Genomic DNA, 12839 nt, shown 5'->3' on the forward strand with positions numbered 1-12839 from the left:
TTTAATGCGACACAACCTTAAGCCCGATGATGGACGCGATTAAGGTAAATATGAAAAATATTCTCCAGAAATTTACCGGATCTTTAAAAATAAAAATGCCCATTAATGCCGTACCGACAGCGCCTATTCCGGTCCATACAGCGTAAGCTGTTCCAATTGGAAGTGTTTGTGTGGCTTTTACCAACAACAACATACTTATTGTTAAAGAAACAAAGAAGCCTGCATACCAGGCATACATTTCCGATCCTGTTGTTTCTTTAGCCTTTCCCAGGCAAGAAGCAAATGCTACTTCAAATAATCCTGCAATAATGAGTATGATCCAGTTCATATTTTTTTGCAAAGGTCATTTATTATAAATAGTTATCTTTTTACAAATGATAAAAAAACATCTTACTTTATTTCAGCCCTGATGCGGCTGAGACTTACTTGTGTTATACCAAGATAAGAAGCAATAAATCCCAATGGAACTCGCCTTATAAGATCTGGTTGATCGCGCATTAAATCCTTATATCTATCCGATGCACTTCGCACTTGCCTTGATATAAGTCTTTCTTCGGTTTTGAGAAGTTCCTGCTCTGCTAATTTTCTACCCCAATTGGAAATATGCAGGTCTTGCAGATAAAGGTCTTGCAGCGATTTTGCATCAATTTTGTAAAACGCTGTATTTTCAAGCAGCGACACATATTCATAGCCTCTTTCGTTTTGTATATAGCTCTTCATTGATATAACAGGATCGCCTTCTTTTCCAAACCAAAATGTAATTTCCTGATCAACCGATTGTTCATACGCCCTTACCATTCCTTTTTTTATAAAGTAAACACTTGTTTCAATTTTCTGTGGACGTAACAAAATCTGGCCTTTTGTATAAGCAACTTCGTTGAAGCAATTTTCAAGCAATATTTGTGAGGTGTCAGGAAGGGGATAGATGTTTTTAAGTATCTGATCAATGCTCATAAAAATATTTCTTTAATAGAATATGCAATCGAATGTAGGATAAAACGAAATAAGCAAAGTCGAATTACTTCCATTTTAAAAATATCCTAACAATAAAAAAGCGGCATTACTGCCGCTTGTAAAAATTTCATTCAGGTTTTTTTAAAGTCCGCCAAAAGTTAATCCTATTGTAAATGGTTTTAGCTGCGGACCCGCACCCGCCTTTAGCAAACTCGTAAATTGATAAGTACCAAACAATGTAAAGTGTCCAACACCAATTCTGGCTGTACCAACAATACGCGTTGTATTAAAATAGTTTTTGCTTGATTCTTTCAATAAGTAACTTGTTGTATTGGGTTCGGTGATCTGCTGCGCGCGCGTGCCACCCTTTAGCATGGTACCCACTTTCACACCCACCGCAACCTTGAAGCTTTTATCGCTTTGCTCAGGATTTGATGTAAATCTTAATTCCACCGGAACTTCGGCATAAGCTGTTGTTACCTTTGTTTTTTAACATCAACGGTGGCTGTATCTACTCCGTAAAATCTCATTGTAGATGTTCTTCCTTTTACATCTGCAAAATTATTATCTAAGAAAACATGATCGGAACCCACACCCAAACCAATCGCGGCACTTAACTGCGGAGAGCTTTTGAATGGAAAGTCGAACATAAAGTATGCGTTAATACTTCTTGATAATCCTTTTGTATTGATACTATCTGGCGTATCAAGCCAATTAGTATAACCAAGCTGCAGTAAAAAATGGTCGTTAGCTCTGTTAGTAAGGTTGTATTTTTTCTTTGGTTTTTTTGCCGGTTCGCTTACTACAAGCACTGGGCTCACGGTGGTGTCAACCTGTGCAAATAAACTTCCTGCAAAAAATAAAGCGCAGGCGGCGAATAGAAATTTCTTCATAATAAATTTAGATTGGCGCAAATATATTTTTATTTCGGTTAAAAATAGGTTAATGAACCGACTAACTTGAAATTAGGCGAAAGCGTTCGCCTTAAATGCAGGAAATATTAAACTATTTGTGAGTGGGTTTCTTATTTTATTTCGATAGCCTCGCTGGGCAACAATTGTTCTCCATTAAATCTCAAAAATATCTGCGCCAGGGTGATTACATCTTTTTGACAATAGGTGACAATGCGATCCAGGTTTTTTTCTTCATAATATACCTGGGCCACCATGCTTCCGTCAATATCATCTTTAGGTGTTGGCACTCCCAGGCTAAATGCTAAAAGATTTAAAGAAGTATAGCTTTTGTAATCTCCAAACTTCCACAATTCCATTGTATCTAAATGACTGACTTCCCATGGTTTTTTACCAGCGATATTCAAAATTGTAGGTATTGGCATGCCATTTATAATAAGCCTTCGGCAGATATAAGGAAAGTCGAATTCTTTACCATTGTGGGCGCATAAGTATTTAGGTTCATTGCTGCCCCACTTCACAAGCATCTCACAGAAATTACTTAATAATTGCTTTTCATCTGTATCTGCAAATGACTTTAAAACCAGCTTGCGGCTGTTTTCGGATCCGTGCATTACGCCACAGCTAATACAAATTATTTTTCCAAACTCTGCGTAAATACCCGCTCTTTCATAAATAGATTCTGGTGTTTCTCCTTCCCTGTTTCTAAGCAATATCATTGCTTTTGTTTGCCACAAAGCCTTCCAGTCATCGCCTAGTTGTTCATAACCTGGTTGTTGTGGTACTGTTTCTATATCAAGAAACAAGATGTTTTGTATAGGATGGTTAATGAACATTTTTCTTTTAAGCGGCTTTACAAAAATTTGTCGCCTTTTGTTCTTTTAATTTCAGATACATAGTCTTTTATCTCCTGTTCTTTTTCTTTTTGCAAATCATCAGCACATCTTCTGTATCAACTATAATATAGTCTTCGAGGCCCTGAACTAGCACCAGTTTTTTATTTGAAGTATGGATCACGCAATCGTGCGTATCAAAAACCATCACATCCTTTCCCGCTACGGCATTGTCAAAATAGTCTTTTTCCATATTGGCATGGGCGCTGTTCCAGGTACCCAGGTCGCTCCAGGAAAAAGAAGCAGGAATAATATATACATTATTGGCCTTTTCCATTATCCCAAAGTCTATTGATATACTTGGACATTGCGAGTACACGGATTCGATCATTTTTTTCTCTTCGGGTGTATTGAATTTTTCCTTTTCACTATAAAAAAGTTCATACACTTCCGGAAGATGTTGTTCAAAAGCGTTGATTATTGTTTTGCATTTCCAGGTAAAAATTCCACTATTCCATAAAAAGTCCCCGCTTTCAATAAACGTTTTTGCCAACTCCATATTTGGCTTTTCTGTAAATGTTTTTACTTTATATATGCCAGGCGCAACTTCCGTTTCTGCATGTTGGATATAACCATAACCTGTGTTGGGATGTGTAGGCATAATGCCAACCGTTGTTATGGCGTTAATATGCGCTACAAAATCAAGCGCTTTTATCATTACTTCAGCAAATTTTTCTTCATCAGGAATATGATTATCTGCAGGTGCCGCAATCATAACTGCATCCGGGTCTTTTTCATATATTTTGAAAGCGATATAGGCGATACATGGCGCTGTATTTTTTCTAAATGGTTCTGCAACAATATTTTCGACTGGGATATCGGGCAATTGTTCCTTTACTATATCAGTATAGTCTTCAGAAGTTACAACAAAAATATTTTCTACAGGAACAACTTTACTATATCTGCTGAATGTTGATTGTATCAGCGTTTTGCCTGTGCCCAGAATATCCAAAAACTGCTTAGGAAAGTTGGTACGACTTTTCGGCCAAAACCTGCTTCCTATTCCTCCCGCCATTATGGCTACATATTGATTCTTGTTCATATATTAAATTAGCCCTTCTTTTAATAAGTCATGAATGTGAATAATTCCTTTGTACTTTTTTCACTGGTAACAACTAATTGGGTAATTGCGTTTTTACGCATCATATCTAGAGCCGTTATCGCCAATTCATCATCTGAAATAGTTTTTGGGTTACCCGTCATAATATCTGCTGCAGCTACGCTATCAATATCCGATTTCTTTTCCAGCATTCGTCTCAGGTCCCCATCCGTTATAATCCCAACCAAATTATTTTCATTATCAACAACGGCTGTAACGCCCAGCCTTTTTTTAGTTATTTCAACAATTACTTCTTTTAAAGACTGGATCTCCAAAACAGCGGGCTTTTCATTATGCACAAAAACATCTGCAACTCTTAAGTATAGCTTTTTTCCCAACGTTCCGCCCGGATGGAATTTTGCAAAGTCGCCATCCTTAAACCCTTTTAGTTCCATTAAGCACACAGCTAATGCATCGCCCATAACCAATTGAGCCGTTGTGCTGGTAGTTGGTGCAAGATTGTTGGGACAAGCCTCCTGCTCTACCGTTGTGTCGAGAAAAACATCCGCCTGTAAAGCAAGCACCGATTGGTCATTGCCTGAAATAGCGATAATCTTATTACCAAAATTTTTAATAAGGGGAATCAGTGCCTTAATTTCAGGACTGCTGCCGCTTTTGCTTAAAATAATTACTAAATCTGTGTCTTGCACAATGCCTAAATCACCATGAAGCGCGTCAGCCGCGTGCATAAAAATAGAGGGTGTTCCGGTAGAATTAAAAGTCGCTACAATTTTCTGCGCAATAATGGAACTTTTACCGATACCAGTCAAAACCACCCGGCCTTTACATTCTTGCAGTAAATTAATAGCCCTATCAAAGCGCTCGTCTATTAACGTGATCAGATTAGTAATGGCAGCTGCTTCCATCGCTATAACTCTTTGGGCAATATCTTTAGGGGTTTGCTGCATGCTACTGGTAAAAGACAAAAATATTGGTTCTGATATAAAAACAAAAGCTTTTTATGTATATCCTTGTTTTAATAAGGAGATTCTTAAAATATTGACCACTGTTCAAATCTATTTAGCCCCTTTTTAGCGGTTCTTCGTAAAAAAGCCTGTTTCTTACAATTTAGTAAATCTTTAAACTTTAACCTTTTTCCCGTTTGTCGTTAAAATAGTTGCACTAACTTCGCACACCCCCTTTAAATATTATTTTTTTATTAAACATTATCGGTGTATCTTTTTACACTTGTTTTTCAAAATATTACAGAAGTATAATGGCAGCTAAATCAGCAAAAGCAGCTCCGAAAAAAGCTAAAAAGGAACCTGAACAAAAACCAAAGTCAAAAATTGACCTATTACAGGAATTAAAGAAAAATTTCGGGTTTAAACAGTTTAAAGGTAAGCAGGAGGCAATCATCGAGTCATTACTTGATGGCAATGACACTTTTGTTATTATGCCAACAGGCGGCGGCAAAAGCTTGTGTTATCAATTGCCTGCGGTTATATCGAAAGGCGTAGCTATTATTGTGTCGCCGCTTATCGCTTTAATGAAAAACCAGGTAGATCTTGTACGTGGTTATAACAGTAACGATGAAATTGCCCACTTCTTAAATTCAACTTTAAATAAAAAGGAAATTAAAGAAGTACATGACGATCTGCTTGCCGGAAAAACTAAACTTCTTTATGTTGCTCCCGAAACGCTTACCAAGCAGGAAAACCTTTCTTTTTCAGCGATCTGGAGATTTCTTTTTTGCGGTAGATGAAGCCCATTGTATAAGTGAGTGGGGCCACGATTTTAGGCCTGAGTACAGAAGGCTTCGCGAGATGATGGATCAGATCAATTCAAAAATTCCTGTTATTGCGCTTACAGCTACAGCTACACCGAAGGTTCAAAGTGACATTGTGAAGAACCTTGATTTGCGTAATCCGAATATTTTTATTTCCTCTTTCAACAGAGACAATCTTTATTACGAAATTCTTCCAAAAGTAAAAAAGAGCCAGACGGATGAAAGTATTGTACGTTTTGTAAAGGGAATGAAAAACAAAAGCGGCATCATTTATACACTTAACAGAAAAACCACGGAAGAGCTGGCCAGTATTTTGGAGGCAAATGGAATTAAGGCGGTTGCCTATCATGCCGGGTTGGATGCTAAATTAAGAGCACGGCGTCAGGATGGTTTTTTAAATGAAGACGTTCAGGTAATTGTTGCTACCATTGCGTTTGGAATGGGTATTGATAAACCAGACATTCGCTTTGTCATCCATTACAATATTCCGAAATCAATAGAAAATTATTACCAGGAAACCGGTCGTGCAGGCAGGGACGGGCTTGAAGGAAAATGTGTTTTATATTATTCTCATAAGGACGTGAGCAAACTGGAACACCTGATGCGTGATAAGCCTTTGAGCGAACGCGAGGTGGGTGCACAACTGATAAATGAAACAGTTGCATACGCCGAAAGTGGCGTTTGCCGAAGAAAAGTGATCCTTAGTTATTTTGGCGAACATTATTTAGAAGAAAATTGCGGTAATTGTGATAATTGTAAACATCCCAAGGAAAAAATTGAAGCCAAGGCACAGGTACAGATCGTATTAAAAGCCCTCAAAGAGCTTGATGAAAAATTTGCGACAGAGTATGTGGTAAATCTGATCAGTGGTAAATTAACGCCACAGATAAAGATGTTCCGGCATGAAGGTTCGGCCAGTTTTGGTGCAGGAAAAGATCAGGATCCACATTTTTGGAACTCGTTGGTACGACAAATGATTCTTGATGGGTTGATAAGAAAAGATATTGAAGAATACGGCTTGTTACGACTTACGGACAAGGGGAAAGATTTTGCTAAAAAACCCAAGAGCTTTACGATTGTATTGAATAATAAGTTTGAAGATGCATTAGGAGACGATGAAGAAGGGGCTGATCGTGGCGGCGAGGAAATTGCCGCGGATGATAAGCTTTTTGAAATGCTGAGAGACCTTCGGCAAAAACAAGCAAAGAAAGTAGGGCTGGTTCCCTGGGTTATTTTTCTTGAGACATCATTGCAGGACATGGCCACACTATACCCGACAACGCTGGAGGAACTGGAAAAATGCCAGGGAGTAAGTGGCCCTAAAGCAAGGCGCTATGGAAAGCCGTTCATCGAATTGATTGCACAATATGTTGAAGAAAATAATATTGAAAAGCCCGACGACTTTGTGATGAAGAGCGTTGTAAACAAGAGTGGCAATAAAGTATATATCATTCAGCAAACGGATAAAAAATACCGCTGGAAACAATCGCTAAAAATAAGGGCTGGAAAATTGAGGAGCTCTTGGAAGAGATGGAAACTATTGCAGCAAGCGGAACAAAACTAAATCTTGGTTATGCTATTGATGAAATGCTGGATGAAGCAGACCAGGAAGAAATTATTGAATATTTTAAGAGTTGCGAAACTTCATCGCTGGACATTGCACAGCAGGAGTTGGCTGAGTTCGATTTTAATTGGGAACAGCTAAAAATTATGCGTATCAGATTTTTAGCAGAATATGGCATGTAATGTCTATCAACATTTTTTTGCCAATTATTCACAACTTTTATAAAAAACCACTATTTTTGCAACCCGTTAATAGATGGTGCGGTAGCTCAGTCGGTAGAGCAAAGGACTGAAAATCCTTGTGTCGCCGGTTCGATCCCGGCCCACACCACAAAAGCCTCTCAAAAATTTTGAGAGGCTTTTGCTTTAAATGAATTTCCGATTTGATTAGAATTATAATTGGCTAAAAAGCCTCCTTTCGGCTAATTTTTGAATTTATTGCCAATTATTATTGAAATTAAAAGTCGATACATACTTTTGAAGTATTTATCTTCCCATGTAAACCATCAATATCTGCACATCGCTTGGATTTATCCCAGAAATCCTGCTGGCCTGCCCTAATGTTCTTGGTCTTATCCTGTTTAATTTTTCTTTCGCCTCGTTGCCTAATGAAGACAATTTACTGTAATCAAAGCTATCAGGTATGGAAAGGTTTTCCATTTCACTCATCCGTGTGACAATTTCCTTTTCCTTTTCAATGTATGTATCATACTTAATTTGGATAGCAGCCTGTTCTATCTCTTCTTTAGAAAAATTTTTCAACGGCTCGTTTAATTTGGAAAGGGTTGCTGTAAGGTCTGCCAATTCTATGTTTGGTCGAAGTAATATTTTCTCTGCCCTATGTTTCTCATTGATTTTTGAAGAACCTATAGATTCAGAAAGCTATTTATTTCTTCTGGCTCGATCATGGTCTTTTGAAGAATGGTTTTGATCTCTGCCACATTTTTATTCTTCTTTTCTATCGCAATCATTCTTTCTTCTTTCGCCAAACCTAATTTATAACTTAACGGAGTGAGGCGCGCATCTGCATTATCCTGCCGTAGCAGGGTTCTATATTCTGCACGTGAAGTAAACATTCTATATGGCTCTTCGGTTCCTTTATTGATCAAATCATCGATCAAAACACCAATATAAGCCTCGCTACGCTTCAATACCAACGCTTCTGATTCTATCACTTTTTGATGTGCGTTAATTCCAGCCATCAGCCCCTGACAGGCAGCTTCTTCATATCCAGTCGTTCCGTTAATCTGGCCAGCAAAAAATAAATTGCTAATCAATTTTGTTTCCAATGTATTGCTCAATTGCGTTGGTGGGAAATAATCGTATTCAATGGCATAACCCGGCCTGAAAAATCTAACATTTTCAAAACCAGGAACGGTTCGCAAGGCTTTGTATTGAACATCTTCCGGTAACGAAGTCGAAAATCCGTTTACATATATTTCTACGGTATTCCATCCTTCGGGTTCTACAAACAGTTGATGACGATCCCGGTCTGCAAAGCGATTTATTTTATCTTCAATACTGGGGCAATATCTGGGTCCAACGCCGTCAATTCTTCCTGCAAACATCGGGCTGCGATCAAATCCTGTTTTCAGAATTTCATGAACCTCTGGGCTTGTGTATGTTATCCAGCAGCAACGTTGCTCTTTTGCCTCAATTTTTTTGTATCGGAAAAAGAAAAGCCAACAATGTCATCATCCCCTTCCTGAACTTCCATTTTTGAATAATCCAGGCTTCGGCCATCAACGCGTGGCGGAGTCCCTGTTTTGAGGCGGTCACTATCAAATCCTAATGCAACAAGCTGCTCTGTTATCCCTGTTGCGGCTTTTTCTGCGACACGTCCGCCTCCAAACTGCTTTTCACCGATATGTATTATACCGTTTAAAAATGTTCCATTTGTTAATACTACAGCCTTTGCTTTTATTTCATGTCCTAAACCTGTAATAATTCCGCATGCGCGATTATCTTTTATAAGCAACCCTTTTACCATGTCCTGGTAAAAGTCAAGATTTGGCGTTTGTTCCAGCATTTCGCGCCACTTTGTGGCAAACACCATCCTATCGCTTTGAGCCCTCGGGCTCCACATTGCCGGGCCTTTAGATCTGTTCAACATTCTGAATTGAATCATAGACAAATCGGTAATTATACCTGAATATCCGCCCATTGCGTCTATTTCTCTTACAATTTGCCCCTTGGCTATTCCGCCCATTGCAGGGTTACAGCTCATTTGAGCTATCGTCTGCATATTCATTGTAACCAACAGGGTTTTTGATCCCATATTAGCTGCGGCGGCAGCAGCTTCACATCCGGCGTGGCCAGCGCCTACAACTATAACATCATATTCTGGAAACATAGTTCGCAAAGGTAATAAATTATTATAGGGGCTGTTATCCGCCTCTCTTTTTATCTACTATAAGATTGTTTTCACGTGGAACTATTGTTGATCCTGATTTTCACGTGGAACAACAACCTTTTCGTATTCTGTTAACCACAGGTTCTCCATATTTCTCATTTTTTTGCTTCTTTTGAGGTTTTGTCTTTATACCCTATCAGATGCAATATTCCATGAAATATGACCCGGTGAAGTTCATCGTTCAGGCTTCCTTTTATAGCTTGGGCGTTATCCCTTACCCTATCTACGCTTATATATATATCTGAAACCAGAAAACCGGAGCTCTTTTCGGAAAGATCAAAGGTTATTATATCAGTAAAGTAGTCATGCCTTAAGTGTTCCTTATTTATTTCAAGCACCTCATCATCAGAGCAAAAAACAATATTCACCTCTGACCCTGATTTACCTGCCTTTAATAGCTGAATCGCTATAAATCCTTTTAATGATCGCCTCTTTTTTAGCACTACGCTCTTTTGAAAATGTAAGTGTTTATTATGAATTCTTTAGGATGCATTCCTCAAAATTCGCAAACAAAAGACAAACAACAATGCTTAGTTTTGCAATATGGTAAATGAACTATTGTTATCCGACCTTCAGCCAGGGCAAATAGCTACGATTGTTAAGTTTACAACAGAAGAAATATTTCTAAAATTAATGGAGATGGGATGTCTTCCAGGTGAACAAATAGAAGTTGTACAAAAAGCCCTTTTTAATGATCCGATGTCCATTTCCGTTGCCGGATATTTGCTTAGCCTACGTACCGAAGAAGCCAGACAAATAGTCGTAAACATTTAAGCGCAAACAAATGAGGATTGGATTATATTTTGGTTCATTTAACCCTATCCACCATGCACACCTTATAATTGCAAACCATATACTTAATGAAACCCTTGTAGATAAGGTTTGGTTTGTCGTTTCTCCCCATAACCCTTTGAAAGAAACCAGCTCTCTTTTAGATGAAAATCATCGGTTTCATTTAGTAAATGTAGCTATAGAAGCCGACGACAGACTAAAGGCTTCAAATATTGAGTTTTCTCTGCCGAGACCTTCTTACACATCTATAACTTTAGCACACCTTTCCGAGAAATACCCTCAGCATGAGTTCTGTATTATAATGGGTAGTGATAGTTTCCAGAATATTCGCCGTTGGAAAAACTTTGAGTTTATCTTAAAGAACTATCAAATTTTAATTTATGAACGGCCAGGATTTGAGATAGCGGATAACATCAACGCCAAAATTAATATACTAAAGGCCCCGTTGCTTGAATTATCTGCAACAGCAATCAGAAAATTGATTAAAGAGAAAAAATCTTTGAAATATCTGCTTCCCGAGGCGGTGATCACAGAAATTGAAAAAGCAGGCCATTACAGAAAATAACCCAGCACCACACATAATACGACTATTACTGGAGCAGGAACTCTTGTAAAGATCAATGTAACAGCTGTTCCCAATACAATTCCAATATTGATAAACCCTACACCAGTACCGTCAAAAAGAGTTATATCTTTTAAAATGTAGAAGGTTGAGCCCACCATAATTCCGAGCACAGCAGCATTAATACCTTCGAGTGATCGATAAATCGCAGAATACTTCTTTAACCTGTTCCAAATAGGAAAAAAGAAAAGAACTAACAATGCGCTTGGAAGAAAAATGCCAACCATACCAATTATACTGCCTATGATCTGCATTCCAGCGCCACCATCTTTTAGTGCCAACCCTCCTGTATAAGATCCTATTGAAAAAACCGGTCCGGGTACTGCTCTTACAATACCAATCCCTGTTAACATATCTTTCTTATCTATATGAATTGCGTTAGGATTTCTGTTTTTTACGGCTTCCGGCCTAACACTAAATTGCTCATACATAATTGGCATTAATACATTCCCACCGCCGAAAACGAGGCTTCCCATACGATAAGAATTTTCGAACAGATTGGCGGGCTTTCTATTTTGCCAATCGTTTTTGCGCGCTACTTCACTTAATATACCGGCAGCAATGAAAATAATGGCAAAAAGCCAAATATTCCACCATCGGATTTTCCCCGGTTTAACGTCTAGTTGAGGAATCCTTTTGCGACTAAGGTTGGTAATACAGCCTCCTGCAACAATTAAGAGAGGAACAAAAAATGGCTTTCCAAAGAAAACATATGTTGCTATAGCCGCGGCAATTGCTATAACCGCCGTGACCAGGTTTTTTACAGAATAGGGCAAAGCAGCAATACAGGCAAAAATGAGGAAACCCGTTGCCATTGGAACGATAAACTTAAAAATGTCGAAATGTTTAGTTGTCCCTTCAATATATTCCACAAAAAAGAAAGGGCACACATAATAGTGCAGGCAGGGAGTATCCATATCAACAATGTAAGAATTGCTAAAATGGGTCCGCCTCTTTTAAATCCGATTAATGTCAGTGTTTGTGTAGAAGATGCGCCGGGTAGTAACTGACAAAAGGCATTATACTCCATTAACTCCTGCTCTGTTACATAGGAGTTTTCTTTACGAACGTTTTCATCATCATTGCCAAATGCGCCTGAGGACCGCCAAACGCAGTAATTCCGTGTAACAAAACCAATTTTAAAAATTGTAAATGGCGGAGCAGCATGAAGCTGAAAAAGTTTATTAAATGTCTTTAAAGATAAAATATTAAAAGCAAAATCAGTTCGAATTCACCTCCTATCTAATTGTCACATGAAAGCATTTCTCCCTGTATTCTTTAATAAAATATAATTTACCCTGGCGTTGCATTTGTGTTAATACACTTTGCAAAGTTTTTTCGAGCCGTGCATTTGGTGCTTTTCGCCTATTAAACCTAATATACGAAATATCGAACGAACATCCAAAATTATGGGAGCTTAATTTGCTGGTAACAGCGTTGCTATTGACTCTTGCTAATCTTTTTTGATCATAAAGTGTGCGAGTAATCGACGTTACAGTAAATGTTTTCTTCTTACTTTGTTTGTAAAAATTAACTCCTATTTCTTTTAAAATACGGTATGATTTAGGAGTAACATAAGGTCTGCTATGGGTAAGTTTGGCAATCGTATAGCCGGTTTTAGCAAATACAACCACAAGTTTCTTTTTGCTTACTAAAGAAGTTACATGCGCCTGGTTTTTTATAGGAGGAATGCCCGTTCTCTTTGCTGCTTCAAGATGTACATCGTATTTGGTTTGCCCAAATGAGCAAAACCCACCAAAAAACAAATATGTAAGTACAAGTAAATATTTAATCAAAATAGAACGGCTTTTGAAGCGAGAATCATAAAAGTTTATAAAAACATACTAAATAATTGATTATTAG

Annotated in this window: 18 protein-coding genes, 1 tRNA gene and 1 pseudogene; 6 read left to right on the forward strand and 14 right to left on the reverse strand. The window is 38.1% G+C overall.

The features are described 5' to 3' along the window. Nucleotide 1: 1 nt before the first annotated feature. The 7 genes from MKP09_RS19430 to MKP09_RS19460 all read right to left on the reverse strand — a co-directional run bounded on the left by MKP09_RS19430 (nucleotide 2) and on the right by MKP09_RS19460 (nucleotide 4783). Nucleotides 2-328 carry a DMT family transporter gene (locus tag MKP09_RS19430; protein WP_240831951.1) on the reverse strand — a complete coding sequence of 109 codons (327 nt, stop codon included), beginning with the start codon at nucleotides 326-328 and terminating at the stop codon, nucleotides 2-4. A gap of 62 nt (nucleotides 329-390) precedes the next feature. After that, nucleotides 391-954 (reverse strand): Crp/Fnr family transcriptional regulator, encoded by a 564-nt coding sequence (locus MKP09_RS19435; RefSeq protein ID WP_240831952.1) that lies wholly within the window; start codon nucleotides 952-954, stop codon nucleotides 391-393. Nucleotides 955-1095: 141 nt separating this feature from the next. Then, the gene (locus MKP09_RS19440) at nucleotides 1096-1407 is read right to left on the reverse strand and encodes a hypothetical protein (protein WP_240831953.1); all 312 of its coding nucleotides are present in this window, start codon (nucleotides 1405-1407) and stop codon (nucleotides 1096-1098) included. Nucleotides 1408-1430: 23 nt separating this feature from the next. After that, a complete protein-coding gene (locus MKP09_RS19445; RefSeq protein ID WP_240831954.1) occupies nucleotides 1431-1847 on the reverse strand; it encodes a hypothetical protein in 417 nt (138 codons plus the stop codon). A gap of 131 nt (nucleotides 1848-1978) precedes the next feature. Beyond that, the gene (locus MKP09_RS19450; protein ID WP_240831955.1) at nucleotides 1979-2671 is read right to left on the reverse strand and encodes a 3'-5' exonuclease; all 693 of its coding nucleotides are present in this window, start codon (nucleotides 2669-2671) and stop codon (nucleotides 1979-1981) included. Between the two features lie 97 nt (nucleotides 2672-2768). Beyond that, nucleotides 2769-3800, reverse strand: coding sequence for a mannose-1-phosphate guanylyltransferase (locus MKP09_RS19455; RefSeq protein WP_240831956.1), 1032 nt, complete (start codon nucleotides 3798-3800; stop codon nucleotides 2769-2771). 20 nt (nucleotides 3801-3820) lie between these two features. After that, nucleotides 3821-4783: a KpsF/GutQ family sugar-phosphate isomerase gene (locus tag MKP09_RS19460; RefSeq protein WP_240831957.1), complete on the reverse strand. Its 963-nt coding sequence runs from the start codon at nucleotides 4781-4783 to the stop codon at nucleotides 3821-3823. Between the two features lie 470 nt (nucleotides 4784-5253). On the opposite strand from MKP09_RS19460, the pseudogene MKP09_RS28400 reads away from it, so the two are divergent. The 4 genes and pseudogenes from MKP09_RS28400 to MKP09_RS19480 form a co-directional block, all read left to right on the forward strand. After that, nucleotides 5254-6619, forward strand: a pseudogene (locus MKP09_RS28400) (RecQ family ATP-dependent DNA helicase); the annotation flags it as partial. 141 nt (nucleotides 6620-6760) lie between these two features. Next, entirely contained in the window at nucleotides 6761-7150 is a 390-nt protein-coding gene (locus MKP09_RS28405) for an HRDC domain-containing protein (RefSeq protein ID WP_394801130.1), read from the forward strand. Beyond that, nucleotides 7108-7332 carry a hypothetical protein gene (locus MKP09_RS19475; protein WP_240831960.1) on the forward strand — a complete coding sequence of 75 codons (225 nt, stop codon included), beginning with the start codon at nucleotides 7108-7110 and terminating at the stop codon, nucleotides 7330-7332. Before MKP09_RS28405 ends, MKP09_RS19475 begins: the two co-directional genes overlap by 43 nt. Before the next feature lie 75 nt (nucleotides 7333-7407). Further along, nucleotides 7408-7480 (forward strand) — tRNA-Phe (locus MKP09_RS19480). Between the two features lie 155 nt (nucleotides 7481-7635). Here the strand turns inward: MKP09_RS19480 and MKP09_RS26690 are convergent. The 4 genes from MKP09_RS26690 to ybeY all read right to left on the reverse strand — a co-directional run bounded on the left by MKP09_RS26690 (nucleotide 7636) and on the right by ybeY (nucleotide 10005). After that, nucleotides 7636-8019, reverse strand: coding sequence for a hypothetical protein (locus MKP09_RS26690; protein ID WP_394801131.1), 384 nt, complete (start codon nucleotides 8017-8019; stop codon nucleotides 7636-7638). Beyond that, entirely contained in the window at nucleotides 8016-8807 is a 792-nt protein-coding gene (locus tag MKP09_RS27565) for an FAD-dependent oxidoreductase (protein ID WP_317235456.1), read from the reverse strand. The genes MKP09_RS26690 and MKP09_RS27565 overlap by 4 nt, the downstream gene beginning before the upstream one ends. Next, complete coding sequence (locus MKP09_RS19490; RefSeq protein ID WP_240831961.1) at nucleotides 8774-9502, reverse strand: FAD-dependent oxidoreductase; 729 nt, start codon at nucleotides 9500-9502, stop codon at nucleotides 8774-8776. The genes MKP09_RS27565 and MKP09_RS19490 overlap by 34 nt, the downstream gene beginning before the upstream one ends. Before the next feature lie 155 nt (nucleotides 9503-9657). Continuing rightward, nucleotides 9658-10005, reverse strand: coding sequence for an rRNA maturation RNase YbeY (ybeY, locus tag MKP09_RS19495; protein WP_240831962.1), 348 nt, complete (start codon nucleotides 10003-10005; stop codon nucleotides 9658-9660). Between the two features lie 100 nt (nucleotides 10006-10105). On the opposite strand from ybeY, the gene MKP09_RS19500 reads away from it, so the two are divergent. After that, nucleotides 10106-10336, forward strand: a complete 231-nt coding sequence (locus MKP09_RS19500) for a FeoA family protein (protein ID WP_240831963.1) — start codon at nucleotides 10106-10108, stop codon at nucleotides 10334-10336. Between the two features lie 10 nt (nucleotides 10337-10346). After that, entirely contained in the window at nucleotides 10347-10919 is a 573-nt protein-coding gene (nadD, locus tag MKP09_RS19505) for a nicotinate (nicotinamide) nucleotide adenylyltransferase (protein ID WP_240831964.1), read from the forward strand. Here nadD and MKP09_RS27570 read toward each other — a convergent pair. The 3 genes from MKP09_RS27570 to MKP09_RS19520 all read right to left on the reverse strand — a co-directional run bounded on the left by MKP09_RS27570 (nucleotide 10907) and on the right by MKP09_RS19520 (nucleotide 12772). Beyond that, entirely contained in the window at nucleotides 10907-11791 is an 885-nt protein-coding gene (locus MKP09_RS27570; RefSeq protein WP_317235411.1) for a chromate transporter, read from the reverse strand. The genes nadD and MKP09_RS27570 overlap by 13 nt on opposite strands. Then, a complete protein-coding gene (locus MKP09_RS19515) occupies nucleotides 11737-12006 on the reverse strand; it encodes a chromate transporter (protein ID WP_240831965.1) in 270 nt (89 codons plus the stop codon). The genes MKP09_RS27570 and MKP09_RS19515 overlap by 55 nt, the downstream gene beginning before the upstream one ends. Before the next feature lie 208 nt (nucleotides 12007-12214). Then, nucleotides 12215-12772, reverse strand: a complete 558-nt coding sequence (locus MKP09_RS19520) for a DUF5715 family protein (RefSeq protein ID WP_240831966.1) — start codon at nucleotides 12770-12772, stop codon at nucleotides 12215-12217. Nucleotides 12773-12839 lie beyond the last annotated feature (67 nt).

Origin of the sequence: Paraniabella ginsengisoli (genome assembly GCF_022513635.1) — a bacterium.
GTDB classification, from domain to species: domain Bacteria; phylum Bacteroidota; class Bacteroidia; order Chitinophagales; family Chitinophagaceae; genus Niabella; species Niabella ginsengisoli.

Excerpts from the sequence above, each read along its gene's own strand:
- MKP09_RS19430 (WP_240831951.1), bottom strand. The coding sequence starts at position 328 with ATGAACTGGATCATACTCATTATTGCAGGATTATTTGAAGTAGCATTT.
- MKP09_RS19435 (WP_240831952.1), bottom strand. The coding sequence starts at position 954 with ATGAGCATTGATCAGATACTTAAAAACATCTATCCCCTTCCTGACACC.
- MKP09_RS19445 (WP_240831954.1), bottom strand. The coding sequence starts at position 1,847 with ATGAAGAAATTTCTATTCGCCGCCTGCGCTTTATTTTTTGCAGGAAGT.
- MKP09_RS19455 (WP_240831956.1), bottom strand. The coding sequence starts at position 3,800 with ATGAACAAGAATCAATATGTAGCCATAATGGCGGGAGGAATAGGAAGC.
- MKP09_RS28405 (WP_394801130.1), top strand. The coding sequence starts at position 6,761 with ATGCTGAGAGACCTTCGGCAAAAACAAGCAAAGAAAGTAGGGCTGGTT.
- MKP09_RS19490 (WP_240831961.1), bottom strand. The coding sequence starts at position 9,502 with ATGTTTCCAGAATATGATGTTATAGTTGTAGGCGCTGGCCACGCCGGA.
- MKP09_RS19500 (WP_240831963.1), top strand. The coding sequence starts at position 10,106 with ATGGTAAATGAACTATTGTTATCCGACCTTCAGCCAGGGCAAATAGCT.
- nadD (WP_240831964.1), top strand. The coding sequence starts at position 10,347 with ATGAGGATTGGATTATATTTTGGTTCATTTAACCCTATCCACCATGCA.
- MKP09_RS27570 (WP_317235411.1), bottom strand. The coding sequence starts at position 11,791 with ATGGCAACGGGTTTCCTCATTTTTGCCTGTATTGCTGCTTTGCCCTAT.
- MKP09_RS19515 (WP_240831965.1), bottom strand. The coding sequence starts at position 12,006 with ATGGAGTATAATGCCTTTTGTCAGTTACTACCCGGCGCATCTTCTACA.